Origin of the sequence: Cribrihabitans pelagius (assembly GCF_048820915.1) — a bacterium.
Classification (GTDB): Bacteria; Pseudomonadota; Alphaproteobacteria; order Rhodobacterales; family Rhodobacteraceae; genus Cribrihabitans_A; species Cribrihabitans_A pelagius.
The window spans coordinates 52,084-70,004 of record NZ_JBMERR010000001.1 but is presented as its reverse complement, the minus strand read 5'-3'; the positions used below and the strand labels follow the sequence as shown (position 1 = coordinate 70,004).

Below are 17,921 nucleotides of genomic sequence, written 5' to 3'. Positions count from 1 at the left end.
AGATTAAAGGGGCCGGCTCAGTCCATGCTGTCGCGGCTGAACAGATAGAGCGCGCAGCCCAGCGCCAGAGTGGCGAAGAAGAAGGCAAAGATGCCGGTGTAGGGCGAGGCAGGCGCCGGCCCGTCGGAGAGACCCGCGTGCAGGCGGCCGGTGGCAAATTGCATGAGACCCACACCGCCAATGCCAAAGAAGTTTAAAAGCGTCACGCCCCGGCCCGCCAGATGCGGCGGCACGAAGGCGCGGCCATGGGCGATGATCACCGGGAAGGAGGCGCCGAAGAAACCCACCGCCGCCATCAGCGCCACCGGCACCCAGACCGGCGCGCCCGCCGCCATAATCAGGCCGGCCAGCGCGAGGCAGGCCAGCGCATTGCCGGTGAAGATCACCCATTTGCGCGTGCCCAGCACCCGGTCCAGCGGCCCGTAGGCGAAAGTGCCCGCGATCATCGCCACTCCCATCGCCAGCGTCGCCAGGCCCACCCCTCGCGTGCTGAGACCGTATAGATCGCTGAGGTAAGGGCCGATCCACAGCCCCCTGAGCGCCCCCGAAGGCGCATAGGCCACAAGCATCAGCGGGAAGATCGCCCACAGGGCCGGCATCCGCAGCAGGTCCAGGACCGAACCCTTGTGCTCTCCGTCCGGTTTTGCGGGGTCGGAGACGGTGAGAAAGATCCCCGCCGCCACCACGGCAGACACCGCCGCCAGGCCCGCCAGCGTGCCGCGCCAGCCGAACAGTTCCACCGCCAGCGCGGTCGGATAGGAGGCCACGAGGTTCCCGGCCGAGCCCACCCCCAGCATCAGCGCTGCCAATGTGGCGAAACGCGCGGGCGGGTACTGGCGTGCAAAGATGTAGTAGGAGGCCATCAGCACCGGCGAGCAGCCGATGCCAATCAGGAACATCGCGATGCTGACATGCAAGGGCGAGGCGGCGGCGGCAAAAAGCGCAGCCCCGCCGCCGCCGCCCAAAAGCAGCAGCAGCCCGGCCGTGCGCCGCGGCCCGGCATGGTCCAGCGCCCAGCCCACTGGCAGCTGCATCGCGGCAAAGGACAGGAACCACATGCCCGACGCAAAGGCGAGGTCATCGGGGGCGGCGCCGATGTCGCGGCCAAGCGCCGCGGTCAGCACCGCCAGAAAGGCCCGGAAGAACTGGCTCAGCACATACGCCAGGCATAAAACGATCAGTCCGGCCTGCATGCCGCCCCCTTCTGCTGCGGGCCCCGGTTTGCGGGCGGCGCCCCTGTTTGGACCCTGCGGCCGCCTCCGCGGCCTTGCCGCACAGGTTGCATGTTTGGCCCGGCGGCACAATTTGTTTAACGTGACCGGTGCAGGCAGCCGGGGGCAGACAGGGTGCAGGCATAATCCAGTCAAGGCGCGAGACAGCATGAGCACGGATGATTTCTACGACAGCCTCCCCAAGCTGCACAGCTTTCGCGACCTTGCCGCGCCGGAGGCCTTCACGCCGCTGCCGCAGGACTGGCACCTGTGCTGCACCGATATCGTCGATTCCACTTCCCTGATCGCAGCGGGCCGCTACAAGACCGTGAACATGATCGGCGCCTCGGTGATCGCGGCGATGCGCAACGCGCTCGAAGGCGCGGCCTTCCCTTATGTCTTCGGCGGCGACGGCGCCGCCTTTGCAGTGGCGGAACGGCACCGGGAGGCCGCGCAGCGGGTGCTTGCCGGACTGCGCATCTGGGCCGAGGAGGAATTCGGCGTCACCCTGCGCGCCGCGATGCTGCCAGTGGCCTGGATCCGGGCCGAGCGGCTGGATGTGCGGGTCGCGCGCCACGCAGTATCCGAGCATGCCGATTACGCGATGTTCTCGGGCGGCGGGCTCGCCTGGGCCGAAGCGCAGATGAAGGATGGCGCCTTCGCAGTGCCGCCGGATCCGGATCACTTGCCGCCGGACCTCACTGGCCTCTCCTGCCGCTGGAGCAGCACCCCGGCGCGGAACGGGCTGATACTCTCCCTCGTGGTGCGTCCCGGGCCAAAGGCCACCCCCGAGACCTTTGCCACCCTCGCCGCCAGCCTTACCGGCTTGTCAGCGGCGCTGCACCGGGATGGCCACCCGGTGCCCGAATCCGGCCCGCGCATGCGATTCCCGCCCGCCGGTCTGGATGCGGAGGCGCGCAGCTGGAACAGCAATTTGCCGCTGTTTTTACGCAAGATCTCCCTGCTTGCCGAAACCGCCTTTGCCGCCCTGATCCTCATGCGGAAGAAGCCCGCAGGCCGTTTCGACCCGGTGCATTACCTGTCCGTGCTGAGCAGAAACAGCGATTTCCGCAAGTTCGACGACGGGCTGAAAATGACGCTCGACTGCACGCCCGGAGTGCAGGAGCAGATTCGCCAGGCGCTCGACGAGGCGGCAGAAGCGGGGCAGGTCCGCTACGGGATGCACGCACAGGAGGCGGTGCTGGTGACCTGCATCGTGCCCTCGGTGCTGGAGGACGGGCATGTGCACTTCGTCGATGGCGCCGCGGGCGGATACACGCAGGCGGCCGCCAATCTGGCCGCCGCCTGCGCTGAACGCGAAAATGCCAAGTAGACCCGCCTGCGGGACAGGCCTTTTGCCGCCGCCCGGGGCTCAGACCTCGGCGAACTTCCCGGTCTTGGGGTCGTAACACTCCAGCCCGCCCTCGCCGATGTCGGTCCACAGGCCGTGCAGGCTGAGCGATCCGGCCTTCACCGCATCTGCGACGAAGGGGAAGGTCATCAGGTTTTCCAGCGACGCCACCACGGCCTGGCGCTCGAACTGGCGGGCTTGGGCATCGGCGTCCTCGATCGCCTCCACTTGCTCGAACTTGGGCTTCAGGATCTCCATCCAGCGGCCGACAAAGCTGGTCTTCTCCTCCAGATGCGGCGCCTGGCCCTTGCACATGTCGATGCAGCCTTGCACGCCGCCGCATTGCGAATGCCCCAGCACGATCAGATGCGCCACCTTCAGCGCGGTTACCGCGTATTCCACCGCCGCCGAAGTGCCGTGATGGTCGCCGTCCGGCGCAAAGGGCGGCACCAGATTCGCGATGTTGCGGTGGATGAAGAACTCGCCCTGGTCGGCGCCGAAGATCGAGGTCACATGCACCCGGCTGTCGCAGCAGGATATCACCATCGCGCGGGGGCGCTGCCCTTCGCTGGCCAGGCGGCGGTACCAGCCCTGGTTTTCCTCATAGGACGTGGCCTTCCAGCCATGATAGCGGGTCACCAGATAGCCGGGCAGAGGTTTGGCATATTCCACGTGTCTGATCCTCCGAACGTGAGCTTTTCAGCCCTGTTACCCTGCATTCACTGCAAATTCGAGCAATTTGAACGGGGGCGCGGAAACCTTTTGAAAACTTGTGGGGCTCAAATTGGCAGACGTGCCGTGGGGGCATGAAGAACTTGGGTGAACGTGGTGGCAAATATACTAACAGTAATGCACTCTGAAAAGGTGCGCCTGGATCCTGGCAAACTGGCCGAACTTTACGACCAGCTGGGGGAAACCGGCGCCGAAGACGTGGTCTGCCGTGCGATCGAGGAAATGGCGGTGCGGCTGACGCATTGCGAACGGCTCTGGCGGCAGAACGACATGACGAACCTGCGCAAGAGCGCGCGCTCGCTGATCGCGATTTCCGACCAGATCGGAATGACGGCCATGGCCGCCATCGCCCGCGACGTGATGCAGGCGGTCGACGCCGATGATTTCCCGGCCATCGCCGCGACACTATTCCGGCTGATGCGGGTGGGGGAGCGCTCGCTGACCGCGGTCTGGGACCAGCAGGACCTCTCGCTCTGAGCAGCGCCCGGCAGGCGGGGCTTGCAGGCCGCGCTCTGGCAGCTACTCTGGCGGCTCGGACCGCCTTGCCACCGGAGTTTTCATGATGCCGCCTGTCTTTGCCGCGCCCAGCCCGGACGCCCGCCCTCTGCATATCCTCGACAAGGATCAATGCCGCAGCTGGCTTGAGACCCAGCCTGCCCGGGTGCAGACCTGGGCCGAAGCGCAGGGCTTCACCGGCGCCTGCGGCCAGGCGCTTGCGGTGCCGGATGAGGCCGGCCGGATCAGCCTGGCGCTGGCCGGCTACGGCACCCCGGCAGAGCGTGTGCGCCGCCGTTTCGTGCTGGCCGAGGCGGCTGCGAAACTGCCGCAGGGCACCTATGGGATCGCCTCCGGCCTGCCGGAAAACGCCCACTCCGAATGCCTCGGCTGGCTGCTCGAAAGCTACCGTTTCGACCGTTACAAGCCCGCCAAACCGGGCGGCGGCGCTGCGCTGGTGGCCCCCGAAGGCGTCGACGCTGCCGCCGTGGAGTCGCTGGCCGCGGCAGAGGTGCTGACCCGCGACCTGATCAACACGCCCGCAAGCGACCTCGGGCCTCAGGAGCTGCAGGAGGCCTGCGCGGCGCTTGCCGCGGAGTTCGGCGCGGCGCTTTCGGTGACCGCAGGCGAGGAACTGCTCGCGCAGAACTTCCCGATGATTCACGCGGTCGGCCGCGCCTCGGACCGCGCGCCGCGGCTCGTCAGCATGCGCTGGGGCGATTCGGGCCCGCGGCTCACCCTGGTGGGCAAGGGCGTCTGCTTCGATACCGGCGGGCTGAACCTCAAGCCGGGCAACAGCATGGGGCTGATGAAGAAGGACATGGGCGGAGCGGCCAATGTGCTGGGGCTGGCGCGGATGATCATGGCCGCTGGTCTCAATGTGCAGCTGAGGGTGCTGATCCCGGCGGTGGAGAATGCCGTCTCCGGCCCTGCTTTCCGCCCCGGCGACGTGCTGACCGCGCGCAACGGGCTGACGGTGGAGGTGAACAACACCGACGCCGAGGGCCGTCTGGTGCTGGCCGACGCGCTGGCGCTGGCCGCCGAAGAGGCGCCGGACCTGCTGATCTCCATGGCGACGCTCACTGGCGCCGCGCGGGTGGCGCTGGGGCCGGACCTTTCGCCGTTCTACACCGATCACGAGGCAGACGCCGCCGCACTCGCCGCCGCGGCACCGGCTGCCGCCGACCCGGTCTGGCGCCTGCCTTTCCATGCGCCTTACGAGGCGATGATCGAGCCGGGTATTGCGGATCTCGACAATGCGCCCGCGGGCGGCTTTGCCGGCTCGATCACCGCGGCATTGTTCCTGCGCCGCTTCACAGGCACAGCGCGCTACATGCATTTCGATATCTACGGCTGGACCCCCAGCAGCGCGCCCGGCCGCGCCAAGGGCGGCGCAGGCCAGGGCGCGCGGGCGCTGTTTGCAGCCCTTCCCGGGATGCTGAAGCTGTGAGCGGCGCGGGTTTGAAAACCGGTGAGCAGGCCCGCGTGGCCCCGCCCGTGGCCGACCTGCGCGGCACCCCCGGCGGCGCGCGCGCACGGCAGGTGCTCTGCGGCGAACGGGTGGAGATCCTCGAGGAAGACGCAGACTGGCGCCGCATACGGGCGGCCAAGGACGGCTATATCGGGTATCTGCGCGCGGCCGATCTCGCCCCTGCCCTGCCCGCCAGCCATTGGGTCAGCGCCGCCGCGACCCATGCCTACAGCGAGGCGGATTTCAAATCCCCCGAACGCTGCGGGCTGAGCCACGGCGCCCGGGTGCAGGTAAACGGCAGCCTGGGGCGGTTCCTGGCCACCGATCAGGGGTACATCCCGGCCGGCCATCTCTCGCCTCTCGGCAGCTGGGCCGCGGACCCTGTTGCGGTGGCCGGGCTATTCCTCGGCACCCCCTACCTCTGGGGCGGCAACAGCCGCTTTGGCATCGATTGCTCGGGTCTGGTGCAGGCGGCGCTGGTGGCCTGCGGCCTGCCTTGCCCGGGCGACAGCGGCCCGCAGGAAGCGGCCCTGGGCCGCGTGCTGCCGCGCGGGGCGGACTGGCAGCGCGGTGATCTTCTGTTCTGGCAAGGCCACGTGGCGCTGGTGCGGGACAGCGGGACGCTGATCCACGCCAATGCCCATCACATGGCGGTGGCGCTGGAACCCATCGAGGCAGCCATCGCACGCATCCAGGCCCAGGGCGACGGGCCGGTCACTGCACACAAGCGGCTGGAGTAGGCTGCAGCCTGCGCTTCATCCGGGGGCATTGCGATAACCGGAAGTTCCCGCTGCGTTCTTCTGCAGGCACATCAGAAGGAACATCCGGTATGGCGAAGATTGCCCTCCTGCTGGCACCGGGATTTGCGGATTGGGAATACGGGTTGATCGCAGGCACCGGAAGGCCGTTCTTCGGTCTCGATGTCCGGTTCTTCGACCCGGCGCCCGGGACGCCCGTGTCGCAAGGCGGGCTGGCCGCATCCATCCCGCAAGGGTTTGATGACCTTCGCAGCTGGCAGCCTGATGTTGCGGCCGTGGCGGGCGGCACGATCTGGGAAAGCAGTGAAGCCCCGGATCTGCGCGGCCTGCTGGCCGGGCTGCACGCGCGCGGCGCCGCCATGGCCGGCATTTGCGGCGGGACGCTTGCCCTTGCCCGCGCCGGGCTGCTGGGCCAGGCGCGCCACACCTCGAACCACCCGTCCTTTCTTACGGACAATGCAACGGGCTATGACGGCGCATCGCGGTATTGCGAAAGCGCCAATGCCGTATCGGACAGGCGCGTGATCACCGCGCCCGGCACCGCACCCGCCAGCCTTGCCGCGGCTGCATCTGCGGCAGCGGGCCTTGCGGAGGCCACCGTGGCCCAGTTTCGCAGCATGATGGCCGCCGAACACGCCTAAAGCCTCCTCTCTCCGGGCGCAGGGCCGCATCAAGGCTTGCAGATTTTCTTCTCCCTCAGAGGGGAGCGCCCGGAAAATTCGAATTTTCCGGCGCCCGCCGCAGGCGCCTTGCCTGCGGCCAGCCCGCGCCGCCACTGCCAAGCACCCAAATCTGTTTGCAGGACAGTGCCCTCCAGCCCCGCGTCCCCCCAGGACAGCCCGCGGTTCAGTCTATCGGGCGGATCAGCTTGCGCTCCAGCACCCGCAGCACCGTCTTCAGATCAGTGCCGCGTTTCAGGATCTGCCCGTCCATGCCCACCACCGAATACTGGCCCTGGCGGTTGCGCAGCTTGGGGCGCTTTTCGATCCGGTAGAGCGGATTTTCCGCGGTGCGCCGGAATACCGCAAAAACCGCCAGCTCGTGCAGCGAGGAAATGCCGTAGTCGCGCCACTCTCCGGCGGCGACCATGCGCCCGTAAAGCGACAGGATGACCGACAGTTCGCGCCGGTCGAAAGCGACTTGCTGGGGATGGAAAGAACCGGGAAAGGGCTGCACCTGATCAAAGCTCATGCATAAAAGGTTGCGGCAAACGCGCCATAAATCAAGCTTATTCGCATTTCCGGCCCTGCGCCGGAGCTGCGCCTTCCCCTGTCTTTTGCGCCTCCTGCACCGCTTTCCGAGGGCCGGGCCAGGCCCGGTTTTCAGTCAAAGCTGCCCTGGCAGAACCAGCCTGGCGACAGCGCGCCGCCATGGGCGTAGAACAGCCACAGCCGCTCGCCGCTCTGCGCCGTTACCACCCAGTAGTCGCGCACGCCGCTGCGCCAGCCGGGATCTTCCAGCCACCATTCCGGGGCGATGCGCTCGGGCCCCTCCGCCGCCGCCAGCTGCCAGTCGCGTCCGCGCCAGCGGAACTGCCCCGGCACCGCCGGCAGCTCCGGTGCCGAAACCAGCTCGGGCGGCCAGATCAGCAGCGGGCGCGGCCGGGGCGGCGGCGGCCAATCCCCGGCGGCAGGGTCCGACCAGGCCGCGGCCAGCAGCGTGGCGGTCTTCTCGGGGATGTGGCTTTCGGCGGGGTGGCAGCGGATGATCGCCTCCAGCCCCAGCCGCGCGCCCAGCCGGCCGATCAGGACCTCCACACCGGCGCCTGAAACGGCCGCCGCCTGACGCCGCGCGCGCGCCGCGGCGCCCGCCTCCAGATGGCCCGCCGCGGTGCCCGCGTGCAGGGCCTCCACCTGCAGCGCCTCCAGCCGCAGCATGTCGATGCCGAAGCCCGCGTCGATCTGTTCCAGCTTCAATTCCAGCAGCGGGCGGATGCGGGCGGGCTCGCGGCTGGCCCGCGCCAGCCCCACCGTCACCGCCTCCATCTCCTGATCGCAGCGGTGCGCCTCCAGCCGAAGGGCGCGCAGCCCCTTGCCGCGCGCCTCCAGCCGGGCGCAGAGCCGCGGCAGCATCCGGTCCAGCGCCGCCAGCAGGTCCTCCATCAGGCCGATCGGCTCGGGCAGGGTCAGCCGCACCGCGAAGTGATCCGGGCTGCGCGCGGGCGAGACCGGCTCGGGAGCGCTGCCCATCGCCTGATCCAGCCGCTCCACCAGGCCGCGGCCGAAGCGGCGCGCCAGGCTGGCCCGGGGCTGGCCCAGAAGGTCGCCGATGCGGCGCAGGCCAAGCCGGTTCAGCTGCGCCACCGTGGCGGCGTCGAGCCGCAGCGCCGCCACCGGCAGGGGGCTGAGCGCGCCGAAGGCCTGGCCGGGCGGCGCGATCCGCCCCGCCCCCGCGGGCGGCAGCGGCGGCAGGGCGGCGGCGGCGGCAAGACGCCGCTTGCCCGCCCGCGAGCGGGTGGCGCGGGCCTCTTGGTCGATGGCATCGCCGGAGCGGTCCGATGCCGCCTCTGCCCCGCCGTAGCGCGCCAGCGCCCAGGCCGCGCCGAGGGTATCGGCCAGCCCGATCTGCACACTCAGCCCCATCTGCGCGCAATCGGCGGCGGCGCGCTCCAGCAGCGCCTCCTCGCCGCCGAAGAGATGCGCGCAGCCGGTCAGGTCCAGCGTCAGCCCGTCGCGGCCCGCCTCCGCCACCCAGGGGCTGAACTTGCCCGCCCAGCGCCTGAGCACCGCCAGAAAGGCGGCCTCTGCTGCCGGGTTCCGGGGGCGCACGGCCAGGTGGCCGCACATCGCATAGGCATCCCGCAGCGGCTGGCCCGCCTGCAGCCCCTCCGCCGCGGCGGCGGCGTTTAACGCGGAAATAACCTGTGTGTTGGAGACTTCCTCCACAACGGCAAGCGGCCCGGCCAGGCCGCCCTCCCGCCCGCGCATCAGACGCTCCGCGCCAAGGCGCGGAAACCACAGCGATAAGATGCGTCGGCGGGGCATGGGCAGCAGGTGGATCGCAGAAATGTCAGAGCAGGGTCACGGCAGAGCCGCAGCAAGGTCACGGGGGCCGACCGGGGCGGGCCATGGGGAGTCAGACTATATGTTCTTATTTTGTTCCGGTAAACCGATTCGCCTCCGCCGCGCCAGACCGGGCCAGCAGGAGGCCGTCATCGCCACGGCACCCGCGCGATGAGCCGGCCCGCGCTCTCCCGGACGCGCCACGCGCTCCGCCACAGCGCCGCGCTGGCCCTGCTGCTCCTTGCGGTGGCTTGCGGCGGCACCGGCCTCAATCCCGGGGACGATGTCACCAGCAAACATGTCTCCAGCCGCCTCGCGCTGATGACCGGCCAGAAGGCCGAAATGGATGTGCTGATCGCCATGACCTCCGGCCGCACCGGCTTCGACCGGGCCCGGGCCAAGGCCGCGCGCAAACACCTGGTCCGCTCCACCCGCGGCATCCGCAAAGCATTCAGGAAGCCAAGACTGGACCGGCGCTCGCATGCGCGTGTGCTGATCTGGCAGTCCTGGGATGACTTCAAGGGTCGCGCCGCCGCCGCAGAGACCGCGGCCAAGGCGCTCAACATCCGCAACCTCAAGGGCCTGCGGCGGACGCTTCCGGGGCTGATGCAGCGCTGCCAGAGCTGCCACGAAACCTACCGAGACATACCCAACACCTTCATCACCCATTGAGGCGGAGGGCGCTGGCAGCCCGAGGCCCCCCGGCCAGCCAGCAGCTTGCCGCGCCCACCCGGGAACGGGCCGGAGCCGGCCGGGCAACAGGGAAATGACCAACGAACGGGGAGGCCGGAGCGGGGAACCAGAGAGCGCGGCGGCAGGGGCTCCTCAGGACCCGTAGCGCGCCATGAAGGTCTCCACCGCACCCGCGATCACCCGCTCGCGCTCGGCCGCGGAGAACTCGGTGTCGATGTTGAACAGGAAGCGCACGAAGAGGTCGGCGTGGCACAGCTCGATGAACTGGTCGGCGGCAAGGTCGAAATCCTCGATCTTCAACTCGCCCCGCGCCGCCGCCTCCTGGAGGTAGCTGCGGATCTGCTCCTGCACGACCTTGGGGCCGCTTTCGAAGAACTGCGGGCCCAACTCGGGGAAGCGGTCGGCCTCGGCCACGCAGATGCGGAACATGCGCAGGCTGAAGTCCGACAGGATCACCGCCAGGATATGCTCCGCCGCCGCGCGCAGCACCTGGCGCGGCCCGCAGGAAGGCGCCGCCATGTCCAGCGCCGAATCCGCCTGCTGCATGCAGACCCCGCGCACCACCTCCATGAACAGGAGCCGCTTATCGGGGAAATAGCTGTAGAGCGTCGCCTTGGAGACGCCGGCCGCCTTTGCGATGCTGTCGACACTCGCGCCTTCGAAGCCGTCCGCCATGAAGACCTGGCGCGCGCCCTCGATCACCTGATCGAATTTCCGGCCTGTGCGCAGAACGCCGGCTTGCTGGTTCATGGGGGCTCCTCGGGGTCGGGCTGCGGGGACGTGTATCCAATGTAGTTGCCCGGACCGCGGGCAACAACTCCCGCCCGGGTTTCTGCGGCGCTGCCCGGAACGGAATTGCAGAGCGGTTAGGCAGCGGGCGTCTTGCAGCGGCCGGACAGGACGGTATATTAGAATTATTCTAATTTGAGGCCCGAATATGCGTTTCCTGTCCTTTCGCAAGCAATTTTCCGATCTCACCGAGCAGGAGATCCTGGCCCTGGCGATTTCCTCCGAAGAAGACGATGCACGGATTTACCGCAGTTTTGCTGCGCAGCTGCGGCCGGACTACCCGGACAGCGCCGCCATGCTCGACGGCATGGCCGCGGAGGAGGATGAACACCGGGCCGGGCTGATCGGCTTGCATGAGGCGCGGTTCGGCCCGGCGATCCCGCTGATCCGGCGCGAGCATGTGGCGGGCTACTACGCCCGCCGCCCGGTCTGGCTGACGCGCAATCTCGGGCCCGAGCGCATACGGGAGGAGGCGAAGGCGATGGAACGCCAGGCCGAGCGCTTCTATACCGCCGCCGCCGCCCGCAGCCGCGATGCCGCCACCCGCAAGCTCCTCGGCGATCTCGCTGCCGCCGAAGGCCGGCACGAGGCCCTTGCCGGGGATCTGGAGGACACGCATCTGCCTGCTGACCGGCGCACGGATGAGGCCGCCGCCGCGCACCGCCAGTTCCTGCTGACATGGGTGCAGCCGGGGCTGGCCGGGCTGATGGACGGGTCGGTCTCCACTCTGGCTCCGATCTTTGCCGCCGCCTTTGCGACCCAGGACACCTGGACCACCTTCCTGGTCGGCCTGGCGGCCTCGGTCGGGGCCGGAATCTCGATGGGGTTCACCGAGGCCGCCTCGGACGATGGCCAGCTGTCAGGCCGCGGCTCGCCGGTGAAACGCGGCATTGCCTCCGGGGTGATGACCACGCTGGGCGGTCTGGGCCACGCGCTGCCCTATCTGATCCCGGAGTTCTGGACGGCAACTGTGGTGGCGCTGGTCGTCGTGTTCCTGGAGCTCTGGGCGATTGCCTGGATCCAGAACCGCTTCATGGAGACACCCTTCTGGCGCGCCACCCTGCAGGTGGTGCTGGGCGGCAGCCTGGTGCTGGCGGCCGGCATGCTGATCGGCAGCGGCTAAGGCACGGCTCCGAAGCGGCGGGAGCCGGAACCCGCGGCACGGGGCGCCCTCCCGCCCGCTCCGGCGCATTCAAAGAATGCGTCTTCCCGGTTGGGCCGCGCAGCGCTGCCGCGCTGGAGGCGCCCGCGGCAGGAGTCCTGTGCCGCCAGCCCATGCCGGCGCTGCACCGCACCGATCCCAGCAGGGCGCCGTCTGCCCTTTCCGCGCCGGAGGCATCCCCCGGCTCAGGTCCAGCTTCCGCCGCAACCCTGCTCTCCATCCGCCCCGGACCCCGGTCTCTCCGGACCCGCCCCGCCGCGCGCGAGCGCGGCGCCACGCCCAACTGCGGGCGCGCATTCTGTGAATGCGCCGGAGCAGGCGGGAGTGCCCCTAGACCCAAGCAAAAGCCCAAAGCCGCCAAGGTACTGCCCCGACCGCACCAGCGACAGTCCGCACTCCACAAACCCCTTTGCCAATTGGTCAAATCAGGTTACCAATCCGCGGATGGCCGAGATCTTTTTCCGCACCCTCCCGTTCTTTGCGATCATCGCGCTTGGCTATGGCGCCGGGCGCAGCCGGTTCTTCACCGAAGAGGCCACCGCCTACCTCACCAAGTTCGTCTTCTTCTTCCCGCTCTCGGCGATGATCTTCCGCTTTGCCGCCAATCTCTCCTTTGCCGAAATCTTCGATCCGCAGCTGGCGCTTGGCTATCTGGCGGGCACAATGGCGGTCTACCTCTTGGCGACGCTGGTGGCGGTGCTGCGGCGGCTCGACATGCAGACCGCGGCGGTGGAGGCGCAATGCGCGGCGATCGGCAATGTCGGTTTCCTCGGCCTGCCGATGATGGCGGTGCTGTTCGGCGAGGCCTCGGCCGGGCCGATGATGCTGGTTCTCAGCGTCGACCTCGTGGTGTTCTCCTCGATGATTGTAATCCTGATCAACGCGGGCCGCGGCGAGGGTTTGAGCCTTGCGACCTTCAAGCTCGCCGGGCTGGGCCTGTTGAAGAACCCGATGATCCTGTCGATCTGCGCGGGGCTCGCCTGGTCGGCCTCGGCGCTGCCGATCCCGGTGCCGGTGAATGACTTCCTCTCGGTCCTCGGCGGCGCCGCCACCCCCGGCGCGCTGTTTGCCATCGGCGCTTCGCTGGCAACGAAATCGGCCGAGCGGGTGCAGATCGCGGGCTGGCTCAGCTTCGCCAAGCTGGTGCTGCACCCGGCCTTTGTCGCCATCGCCGTGCTGTGGCTGATCCCCGCGGAGCCCTTTGCCGCGAGCATCGCGATCTCGGCCGCGGCGCTGCCGGTGGCGGGCAATGTCTACATGCTGGCGCAGCACTACGGCGTGGCACCGCACCGCGCCTCCGCCGCGATCTTCATCTCCACGATGCTGTCGATCCTGACGGTTCCGGCGGCGATCGCCTGGATCTCTGCCGCGTGAACTGGGCGGAGCCGGCGGCCCGCAGCCCCCAGCCGACGGATTTGCCGCAAAAACCGCCGCCGCCGCCGCCCGCTCACTGGACCCTGCGCCCGCCAGCGGCTAGCGATAGGGCAGCAGAACAAGGAGCCACATAATGGAAACCGTCTCGGAAAACAGAGCATTCGGCGGCGTGCAGGGCGTCTACCGCCACGCCAGCAGCGCCACCGCAGGCGACATGACCTTCGGCCTGTTCCTGCCGGAAGAGGCGAGGGACGGTCCGGTGCCGCTGCTGTGGTATCTCTCGGGGCTGACCTGCACCCATGAGAACGCGATGACCAAGGCGGGCGCGCAGAGCTGGTGCGCCGAGCAGGGCATTGCCATCGTTTTCCCCGACACATCGCCCCGCGGTGAAGGCGTGGCGGACGATGCAGCTTACGACCTGGGCCAGGGCGCAGGCTTCTACGTGAACGCCACCCAATCCCCCTGGGCGCCGCATTTCCGCATGTGGGACTACGTGGCCGAGGAACTGCCGGCACTGCTGGGCGACAAATTCGCCGTCGACCTGGAGCGCCAGGCGATCACCGGCCATTCCATGGGCGGCCACGGCGCGCTGACGCTGGCGATGAACCTGCCCGGCCGCTTCAAGTCGGTCTCCGCCTTCGCACCGATCGCCAACCCCACCGCCTCCGACTGGGGCCGCAAGCAGCTCACCGCCTACCTGGGCGAGGATGAAGCCGCCTGGGCCAAGCACGACGCCACCCTCCTGATGCGCGAGAAGGGCTTCGACGGCCCGATCCTCACCGACACCGGCACCGCCGACCAGTTCATCGACCTGCTGAAGCCCGAGGCCCTGGCCCACGCCGTGGCGGAACGCCGCCAACAGGCCACCCTGCGGCTGCAGAAGGGCTATGATCACAGCTATTTCTTCGTGTCGACCTTCATGGAGGAGCATGTCGCCTTCCACGCCGATGCGCTCTACCAGGACTGAAACCGGGGACATGGCCATGAGCGACGCATATGACTACGATCTGATCATCATCGGCTCCGGCCCCTCGGGGCGCTCTGCCGCCATCCAGGCCGGCAAGCTGCACCGCCGGGTGCTGGTGATCGACCGCAAGGACCGGCTGGGCGGGGTATCGGTGCATACCGGCACGATCCCGTCAAAGACCCTGCGCGAGACGGTGTTGAACCTCTCCGGCTGGCGCGAGCGTTCGTTCTATGGCCGCTCCTACCGGGTAAAGGACCAGATCGGCGCCGAAGACCTGAAGGCGCGCCTGCACATGACGCTCGATCACGAGGTCGATGTGCTGGAACATCAGTTCAACCGCAACCATGTCGACACGCTGAACGGGCTGGCGAAATTCACCGGCCCGCATGAAATCGAAGTCGCGACCGAGGCGGGCGAGACCACCCGGCTCACCGCCGAGAAGTTCCTGATCTCCACCGGCACCAAGACCTACCGCCCGGAATACGTGCCCTTCAACGGCAAGACCGTGGTCGACGGCGACGAGTTCCTGGAGATGGCCGAGATCCCGCGCTCGCTGATCGTAATCGGCGCCGGGGTGATCGGGGTGGAATATGCCACCATGTTCTCGGCCCTCGACGTGCGCGTCACCTTGATCGAGCCGCGCGAGACCTTCCTCGACTTCATCGACAAGACCCTGATCCAGGATTTCACCCATCAGATCCGCGAGAACGGCGTCGACCTGCGGCTCGGCTCCGCGGTGGACAGCATCGAGGACCGCGGCGGGCATGTCGAGGTGAGCATGGCCAACGGCCGCCACGTGCGCGCCGAGATGCTGCTGTTTGCGGCCGGGCGCATGGGGGCGACCTCGGCGCTCAACCTCCAAGCGGTGGGGCTCGAGACTGACCACCGCGGCCGCCTCAGCGTGGACCGCAAGACCTACCAGACCGCGGTGCCGCATATCTACGCCGCAGGCGACGTGATCGGCCACCCGTCGCTGGCCTCCACCTCGCTGCAGCAGGGCCGTGTCGCGGCCTGCCACGCGCTGGAAACACCGACCCTGCCGGAAAGCCCGTGGTATCCTTACGGCATCTACTCGGTGCCGGAAATCTCCACCTGCGGCATGTCCGAGGAGGAGCTGCAAGAGCGCGGCATTCCCTACGAGGTCGGCGTCGCCCGGTTCCGCGAAACTTCGCGCGGGCACATCATGGGGCTGGAACATGGCATGCTGAAGATGCTGTTCTCGCTCAAGACCCGCCGGGTGCTGGGCGTGCAGATCGTCGGCGAGGGCGCGACCGAGCTCATCCACATCGCGCAGGCGGTGCTGAACCTCAAAGGCACGGTAGATTACTTCGTGCAGAACACCTTCAACTACCCGACCCTGGCCGAAGCCTACAAGATTGCAGGCCTTGATGCGTTCAACCGGATGCCGATCCCGGAAGAGTTCAAGGTGAAGAAGGCGGGCCAGAAGCCCAAGGAGGAGGCGCGGGCGGATGCTGGTTCGGATGCGCCCGCCGCAAAACCCGCGGCGCCCAAGAAGGCGGCAGAGTGAGCGCGCTCTACATCGACGCCGACGCCTGCCCGGTGAAGCAGGAGGCCGAGCGCGTGGCCTCCCGCCACGGTTTGCGCATGTTCGTGGTCTCCAACGGGGGCTTGCGCCCGTCGCAGAACCCGCTGGTGGAGACGGTGATCGTGGCGGCGGGGGCGGATGAGGCCGACATGTGGATCGCCGAACGCTGCGGGCCGGGCGATGTGGTGGTGACGGGCGACATCCCGCTGGCGGCCAAGTGCATCGCGGCCGGCGCCCGCGTGCTGCGCCACAACGGCGAGCGCTTCACGGAAGGAAACATCGGCCAGCAGCTGGCGATGCGCGACCTGATGGCCGACCTGCGCGCCGCCAACCCGCTGGGCGCAGGCGGCAGCGGCAAGGGCTTCACCAAGGCCGACCGCTCCCGCTTCCTCGACGCGCTGGAGCGCGAGCTGCGGGCGGCGAAACAGGCCTGATAGCGGGCCATGGCTCTGCGTCAAAGCGCGAGCAGGTCTTGAGGCAGGATCAGGCCGCCACGCACTGGTTGAGGCGCGTTCAGGGCAAACTGTCCCTGAACCGCTTACCGGCAAACCTTCAACGCCCTCCCAAACTCCCGTCCTCCGTTCTGCGGCGCAAAATTCCGGCGCGGAATTTTGGCCGGAAAATTTGCAATTTTCCGTGCACCGCCCCATTGCCCCCCGCCCGCATCCGCGCCACTGATTGGCGGGTCCCGCACCCTCCCGCAAAAGGCAAGCCACAGGAGCGCCCATGAGCACCGAAACGCAGGTCAGCATTCCCGGCCTGCTGGCCGCCGCCGGGGCCGCGGTCGCCTTCTCCATCATCGACGTGATCTTCAAGTTCCTCTCCAGCGGCTACCCGCTTTACGAGGTGGTGCTGTTCCGCTCGATCACTGGCCTTGTGCTGCTGCTCGCCATCATCGTGCCGCTCGAGGGCGGCTACCACCTGCTGCGCACCCACCAGCCGCGGCTGCACGCGCTGCGCTGCCTGGCCGTGCTCTTTGCCAATATCTGCTTCTTCACCGGCCTCGCCATCCTGCCGCTGGCCGAGGCAGTGGCCATCGCCTTTGCCACCCCGCTGATCGTCACCACCCTGTCGGCGCTGTTCCTGAAAGAACGCCCCGGCCCCTGGCGCTGGGGCGCGGTCTTTGCGGGTTTCCTCGGCGTGCTGATCATCATGCGCCCCGGACCCGGCAGCTTCCAGCCCGCTGCCATCCTGCCGTTCCTCGGCGCCTGCGGCTACGCCACGCTGCATGTGCTGACCCGCCGCGCAGGCGGCAGCGAGCGCGCCGCCACCCTGGCCTTCTACCCGATGCTGGGCTTCCTGATCGTCAGCGCCCTCGCCGGGCTCGCCTTCGGCGACGGCCGCTTCGACACCGGGGACAGCCCCGCGCTCGGCTTCCTGCTGCGCGCCTGGATCTGGCCCGCGCCGGAAGACTGGCCGCTCCTGGCGGGCGCGGGCATCGCAGGCTCGCTGGGCGGCTATCTGGTCAGCCAGGCCTACCGGCTGAACGAGGCCGCCCTCGCCGCGCCCTTCGAGTACATCGCGATGCCGATGTCGGTGTTCTGGGGCGTTCTGGTGTTCAGCGAATGGCCCGATCTGCCGGTCTGGGCCGGAAGCAGCTTGATCATCGGTGCAGGCCTTGTTTCAGTGTGGCGCGAAACCCGCCGCAACCGCGCCCCCTCCCGCCCGCGTCCGCGCGCCGCGGGGTAGAGACGCAGGATAGACACAAGGACCCGCCCCATGCCCGCAGACGCCGTAGTGTTCGACATTGGCCGTGTGCTGATCACCTGGGAGCCGGAGCGTTTCTACGACGGCCGCATCGGCGCGCAGCGCCGCAAACAGCTGTTCGAGGAGGTCCCCCTGCACGACGTGAACCTCGAAATGGACCGCGGCGCGCCGTTCCGGGACACGGTCTACAATCTGGCCGAACGGCACCCCGCCTGGCAGCGGGAAATCCGCTGGTGGCACGACTGCTGGCTGCAGATGGTCCCGAGCGCGATCCCCCATACCGTCCGCCTGAAGCAGGCACTGCAGGCCCGCGGCGTTCCGGTCTTCGCGCTCAGCAACTTCGGTGCGGAAAGTTTCGAAATCGCCTGCCGGACCTATCCCTTCCTGCAAGGATTCGACCGCACGTTTGTCTCGGCGCATCTGAAGTCCATCAAGCCGGAACCCGAGATCTATGGCATCCTGGAGCGCGAAACCGGGGTGGCGCCGGAGCGGCTCCTGTTCACCGACGACCGTCCCGAAAACATCGAGGCCGCGCAGGCGCGCGGCTGGCAGACCCATCTGTTCACCACCCCCGGACCCTTTGCCGCGCGGCTGGTGCAGGAGGGGCTGCTGAGCGAAGAGGAGGCCGCCTGAGACGGCCCGCAACCCAGACCGTACGAGGCA

General features: G+C 68.4%; 18 protein-coding genes. 13 read left to right on the top strand and 5 right to left on the bottom strand.

Annotated features, from left to right (window positions below; genetic code table 11):
* Positions 1-17: 17 nt before the first annotated feature.
* Entirely contained in the window at positions 18-1,193 is a 1,176-nt protein-coding gene (locus tag ACOHX0_RS00310) for an MFS transporter (protein WP_420674619.1), read from the bottom strand.
* 187 nt (positions 1,194-1,380) lie between these two features.
* Between ACOHX0_RS00310 and ACOHX0_RS00305 the strand changes: the two genes are divergently transcribed.
* Complete coding sequence (locus tag ACOHX0_RS00305) at positions 1,381-2,544, top strand: DUF3095 domain-containing protein (protein WP_420674618.1); 1,164 nt, start codon at positions 1,381-1,383, stop codon at positions 2,542-2,544.
* A 39-nt stretch (positions 2,545-2,583) separates the two neighbouring features.
* On the opposite strand, the gene ACOHX0_RS00300 is transcribed toward ACOHX0_RS00305, so the two are convergent.
* Positions 2,584-3,234: a carbonic anhydrase gene (locus ACOHX0_RS00300; RefSeq protein WP_420674617.1), complete on the bottom strand. Its 651-nt coding sequence runs from the start codon at positions 3,232-3,234 to the stop codon at positions 2,584-2,586.
* Positions 3,235-3,411: 177 nt separating this feature from the next.
* Between ACOHX0_RS00300 and ACOHX0_RS00295 the strand changes: the two genes are divergently transcribed.
* The 4 genes from ACOHX0_RS00295 to ACOHX0_RS00280 all read left to right on the top strand — a co-directional run bounded on the left by ACOHX0_RS00295 (position 3,412) and on the right by ACOHX0_RS00280 (position 6,659).
* Positions 3,412-3,771, top strand: a complete 360-nt coding sequence (locus ACOHX0_RS00295; RefSeq protein ID WP_420674616.1) for a hypothetical protein — start codon at positions 3,412-3,414, stop codon at positions 3,769-3,771.
* Positions 3,772-3,856: 85 nt separating this feature from the next.
* Positions 3,857-5,239 (top strand): leucyl aminopeptidase family protein, encoded by a 1,383-nt coding sequence (locus ACOHX0_RS00290; protein ID WP_420674899.1) that lies wholly within the window; start codon positions 3,857-3,859, stop codon positions 5,237-5,239.
* Between the two features lie 35 nt (positions 5,240-5,274).
* Positions 5,275-6,000, top strand: coding sequence for a C40 family peptidase (locus tag ACOHX0_RS00285; RefSeq protein ID WP_420674615.1), 726 nt, complete (start codon positions 5,275-5,277; stop codon positions 5,998-6,000).
* An 89-nt stretch (positions 6,001-6,089) separates the two neighbouring features.
* On the top strand, positions 6,090-6,659 hold the full coding sequence (locus ACOHX0_RS00280) for a DJ-1/PfpI family protein (protein ID WP_420674614.1): 570 nt from the start codon (positions 6,090-6,092) through the stop codon (positions 6,657-6,659).
* Between the two features lie 205 nt (positions 6,660-6,864).
* Here the strand turns inward: ACOHX0_RS00280 and ACOHX0_RS00275 are convergent, their stop codons facing one another.
* Both ACOHX0_RS00275 and ACOHX0_RS00270 read right to left on the bottom strand, forming a co-directional pair.
* A complete protein-coding gene (locus ACOHX0_RS00275) occupies positions 6,865-7,209 on the bottom strand; it encodes a DUF2794 domain-containing protein (protein WP_420674613.1) in 345 nt (114 codons plus the stop codon).
* A 131-nt stretch (positions 7,210-7,340) separates the two neighbouring features.
* A complete protein-coding gene (locus ACOHX0_RS00270; RefSeq protein WP_420674612.1) occupies positions 7,341-9,002 on the bottom strand; it encodes a Y-family DNA polymerase in 1,662 nt (553 codons plus the stop codon).
* A 189-nt stretch (positions 9,003-9,191) separates the two neighbouring features.
* On the opposite strand from ACOHX0_RS00270, the gene ACOHX0_RS00265 reads away from it, so the two are divergent.
* On the top strand, positions 9,192-9,692 hold the full coding sequence (locus ACOHX0_RS00265; RefSeq protein ID WP_420674611.1) for a cytochrome c: 501 nt from the start codon (positions 9,192-9,194) through the stop codon (positions 9,690-9,692).
* A gap of 153 nt (positions 9,693-9,845) precedes the next feature.
* Here the strand turns inward: ACOHX0_RS00265 and ACOHX0_RS00260 are convergent, their stop codons facing one another.
* The gene (locus ACOHX0_RS00260; RefSeq protein ID WP_420674610.1) at positions 9,846-10,463 is read right to left on the bottom strand and encodes a TetR/AcrR family transcriptional regulator; all 618 of its coding nucleotides are present in this window, start codon (positions 10,461-10,463) and stop codon (positions 9,846-9,848) included.
* Positions 10,464-10,650: 187 nt separating this feature from the next.
* Between ACOHX0_RS00260 and mbfA the strand changes: the two genes are divergently transcribed.
* From mbfA to ACOHX0_RS00225, 7 genes are all read left to right on the top strand, one after another.
* Positions 10,651-11,625: an iron exporter MbfA gene (mbfA, locus tag ACOHX0_RS00255; RefSeq protein WP_420674609.1), complete on the top strand. Its 975-nt coding sequence runs from the start codon at positions 10,651-10,653 to the stop codon at positions 11,623-11,625.
* 483 nt (positions 11,626-12,108) lie between these two features.
* Positions 12,109-13,038, top strand: a complete 930-nt coding sequence (locus ACOHX0_RS00250; protein ID WP_420674608.1) for an AEC family transporter — start codon at positions 12,109-12,111, stop codon at positions 13,036-13,038.
* Between the two features lie 133 nt (positions 13,039-13,171).
* Positions 13,172-14,005, top strand: a complete 834-nt coding sequence (gene fghA / locus ACOHX0_RS00245; protein ID WP_420674607.1) for an S-formylglutathione hydrolase — start codon at positions 13,172-13,174, stop codon at positions 14,003-14,005.
* Positions 14,006-14,021: 16 nt separating this feature from the next.
* Complete coding sequence (sthA, locus tag ACOHX0_RS00240) at positions 14,022-15,533, top strand: Si-specific NAD(P)(+) transhydrogenase (RefSeq protein WP_420674606.1); 1,512 nt, start codon at positions 14,022-14,024, stop codon at positions 15,531-15,533.
* Positions 15,530-15,985, top strand: coding sequence for a YaiI/YqxD family protein (locus tag ACOHX0_RS00235; RefSeq protein WP_420674605.1), 456 nt, complete (start codon positions 15,530-15,532; stop codon positions 15,983-15,985). Before sthA ends, ACOHX0_RS00235 begins: the two co-directional genes overlap by 4 nt.
* Before the next feature lie 292 nt (positions 15,986-16,277).
* Positions 16,278-17,240: a DMT family transporter gene (locus ACOHX0_RS00230; RefSeq protein ID WP_420674604.1), complete on the top strand. Its 963-nt coding sequence runs from the start codon at positions 16,278-16,280 to the stop codon at positions 17,238-17,240.
* 30 nt (positions 17,241-17,270) lie between these two features.
* On the top strand, positions 17,271-17,891 hold the full coding sequence (locus ACOHX0_RS00225) for an HAD family hydrolase (protein ID WP_420674603.1): 621 nt from the start codon (positions 17,271-17,273) through the stop codon (positions 17,889-17,891).
* Positions 17,892-17,921 lie beyond the last annotated feature (30 nt).

What these genes read in the sequence shown, in the direction of transcription:
- ACOHX0_RS00310 (WP_420674619.1), bottom strand. Translation starts at nt 1,193, where the DNA reads ATGCAGGCCGGACTGATCGTTTTATGCCTGGCGTATGTGCTGAGCCAG.
- ACOHX0_RS00305 (WP_420674618.1), top strand. Translation starts at nt 1,381, where the DNA reads ATGAGCACGGATGATTTCTACGACAGCCTCCCCAAGCTGCACAGCTTT.
- ACOHX0_RS00295 (WP_420674616.1), top strand. Translation starts at nt 3,412, where the DNA reads ATGCACTCTGAAAAGGTGCGCCTGGATCCTGGCAAACTGGCCGAACTT.
- ACOHX0_RS00290 (WP_420674899.1), top strand. Translation starts at nt 3,857, where the DNA reads ATGCCGCCTGTCTTTGCCGCGCCCAGCCCGGACGCCCGCCCTCTGCAT.
- ACOHX0_RS00280 (WP_420674614.1), top strand. Translation starts at nt 6,090, where the DNA reads ATGGCGAAGATTGCCCTCCTGCTGGCACCGGGATTTGCGGATTGGGAA.
- ACOHX0_RS00275 (WP_420674613.1), bottom strand. Translation starts at nt 7,209, where the DNA reads ATGAGCTTTGATCAGGTGCAGCCCTTTCCCGGTTCTTTCCATCCCCAG.
- ACOHX0_RS00270 (WP_420674612.1), bottom strand. Translation starts at nt 9,002, where the DNA reads ATGCCCCGCCGACGCATCTTATCGCTGTGGTTTCCGCGCCTTGGCGCG.
- ACOHX0_RS00265 (WP_420674611.1), top strand. Translation starts at nt 9,192, where the DNA reads ATGAGCCGGCCCGCGCTCTCCCGGACGCGCCACGCGCTCCGCCACAGC.
- ACOHX0_RS00260 (WP_420674610.1), bottom strand. Translation starts at nt 10,463, where the DNA reads ATGAACCAGCAAGCCGGCGTTCTGCGCACAGGCCGGAAATTCGATCAG.
- mbfA (WP_420674609.1), top strand. Translation starts at nt 10,651, where the DNA reads ATGCGTTTCCTGTCCTTTCGCAAGCAATTTTCCGATCTCACCGAGCAG.
- ACOHX0_RS00250 (WP_420674608.1), top strand. Translation starts at nt 12,109, where the DNA reads ATGGCCGAGATCTTTTTCCGCACCCTCCCGTTCTTTGCGATCATCGCG.
- fghA (WP_420674607.1), top strand. Translation starts at nt 13,172, where the DNA reads ATGGAAACCGTCTCGGAAAACAGAGCATTCGGCGGCGTGCAGGGCGTC.
- sthA (WP_420674606.1), top strand. Translation starts at nt 14,022, where the DNA reads ATGAGCGACGCATATGACTACGATCTGATCATCATCGGCTCCGGCCCC.
- ACOHX0_RS00230 (WP_420674604.1), top strand. Translation starts at nt 16,278, where the DNA reads ATGAGCACCGAAACGCAGGTCAGCATTCCCGGCCTGCTGGCCGCCGCC.
- ACOHX0_RS00225 (WP_420674603.1), top strand. Translation starts at nt 17,271, where the DNA reads ATGCCCGCAGACGCCGTAGTGTTCGACATTGGCCGTGTGCTGATCACC.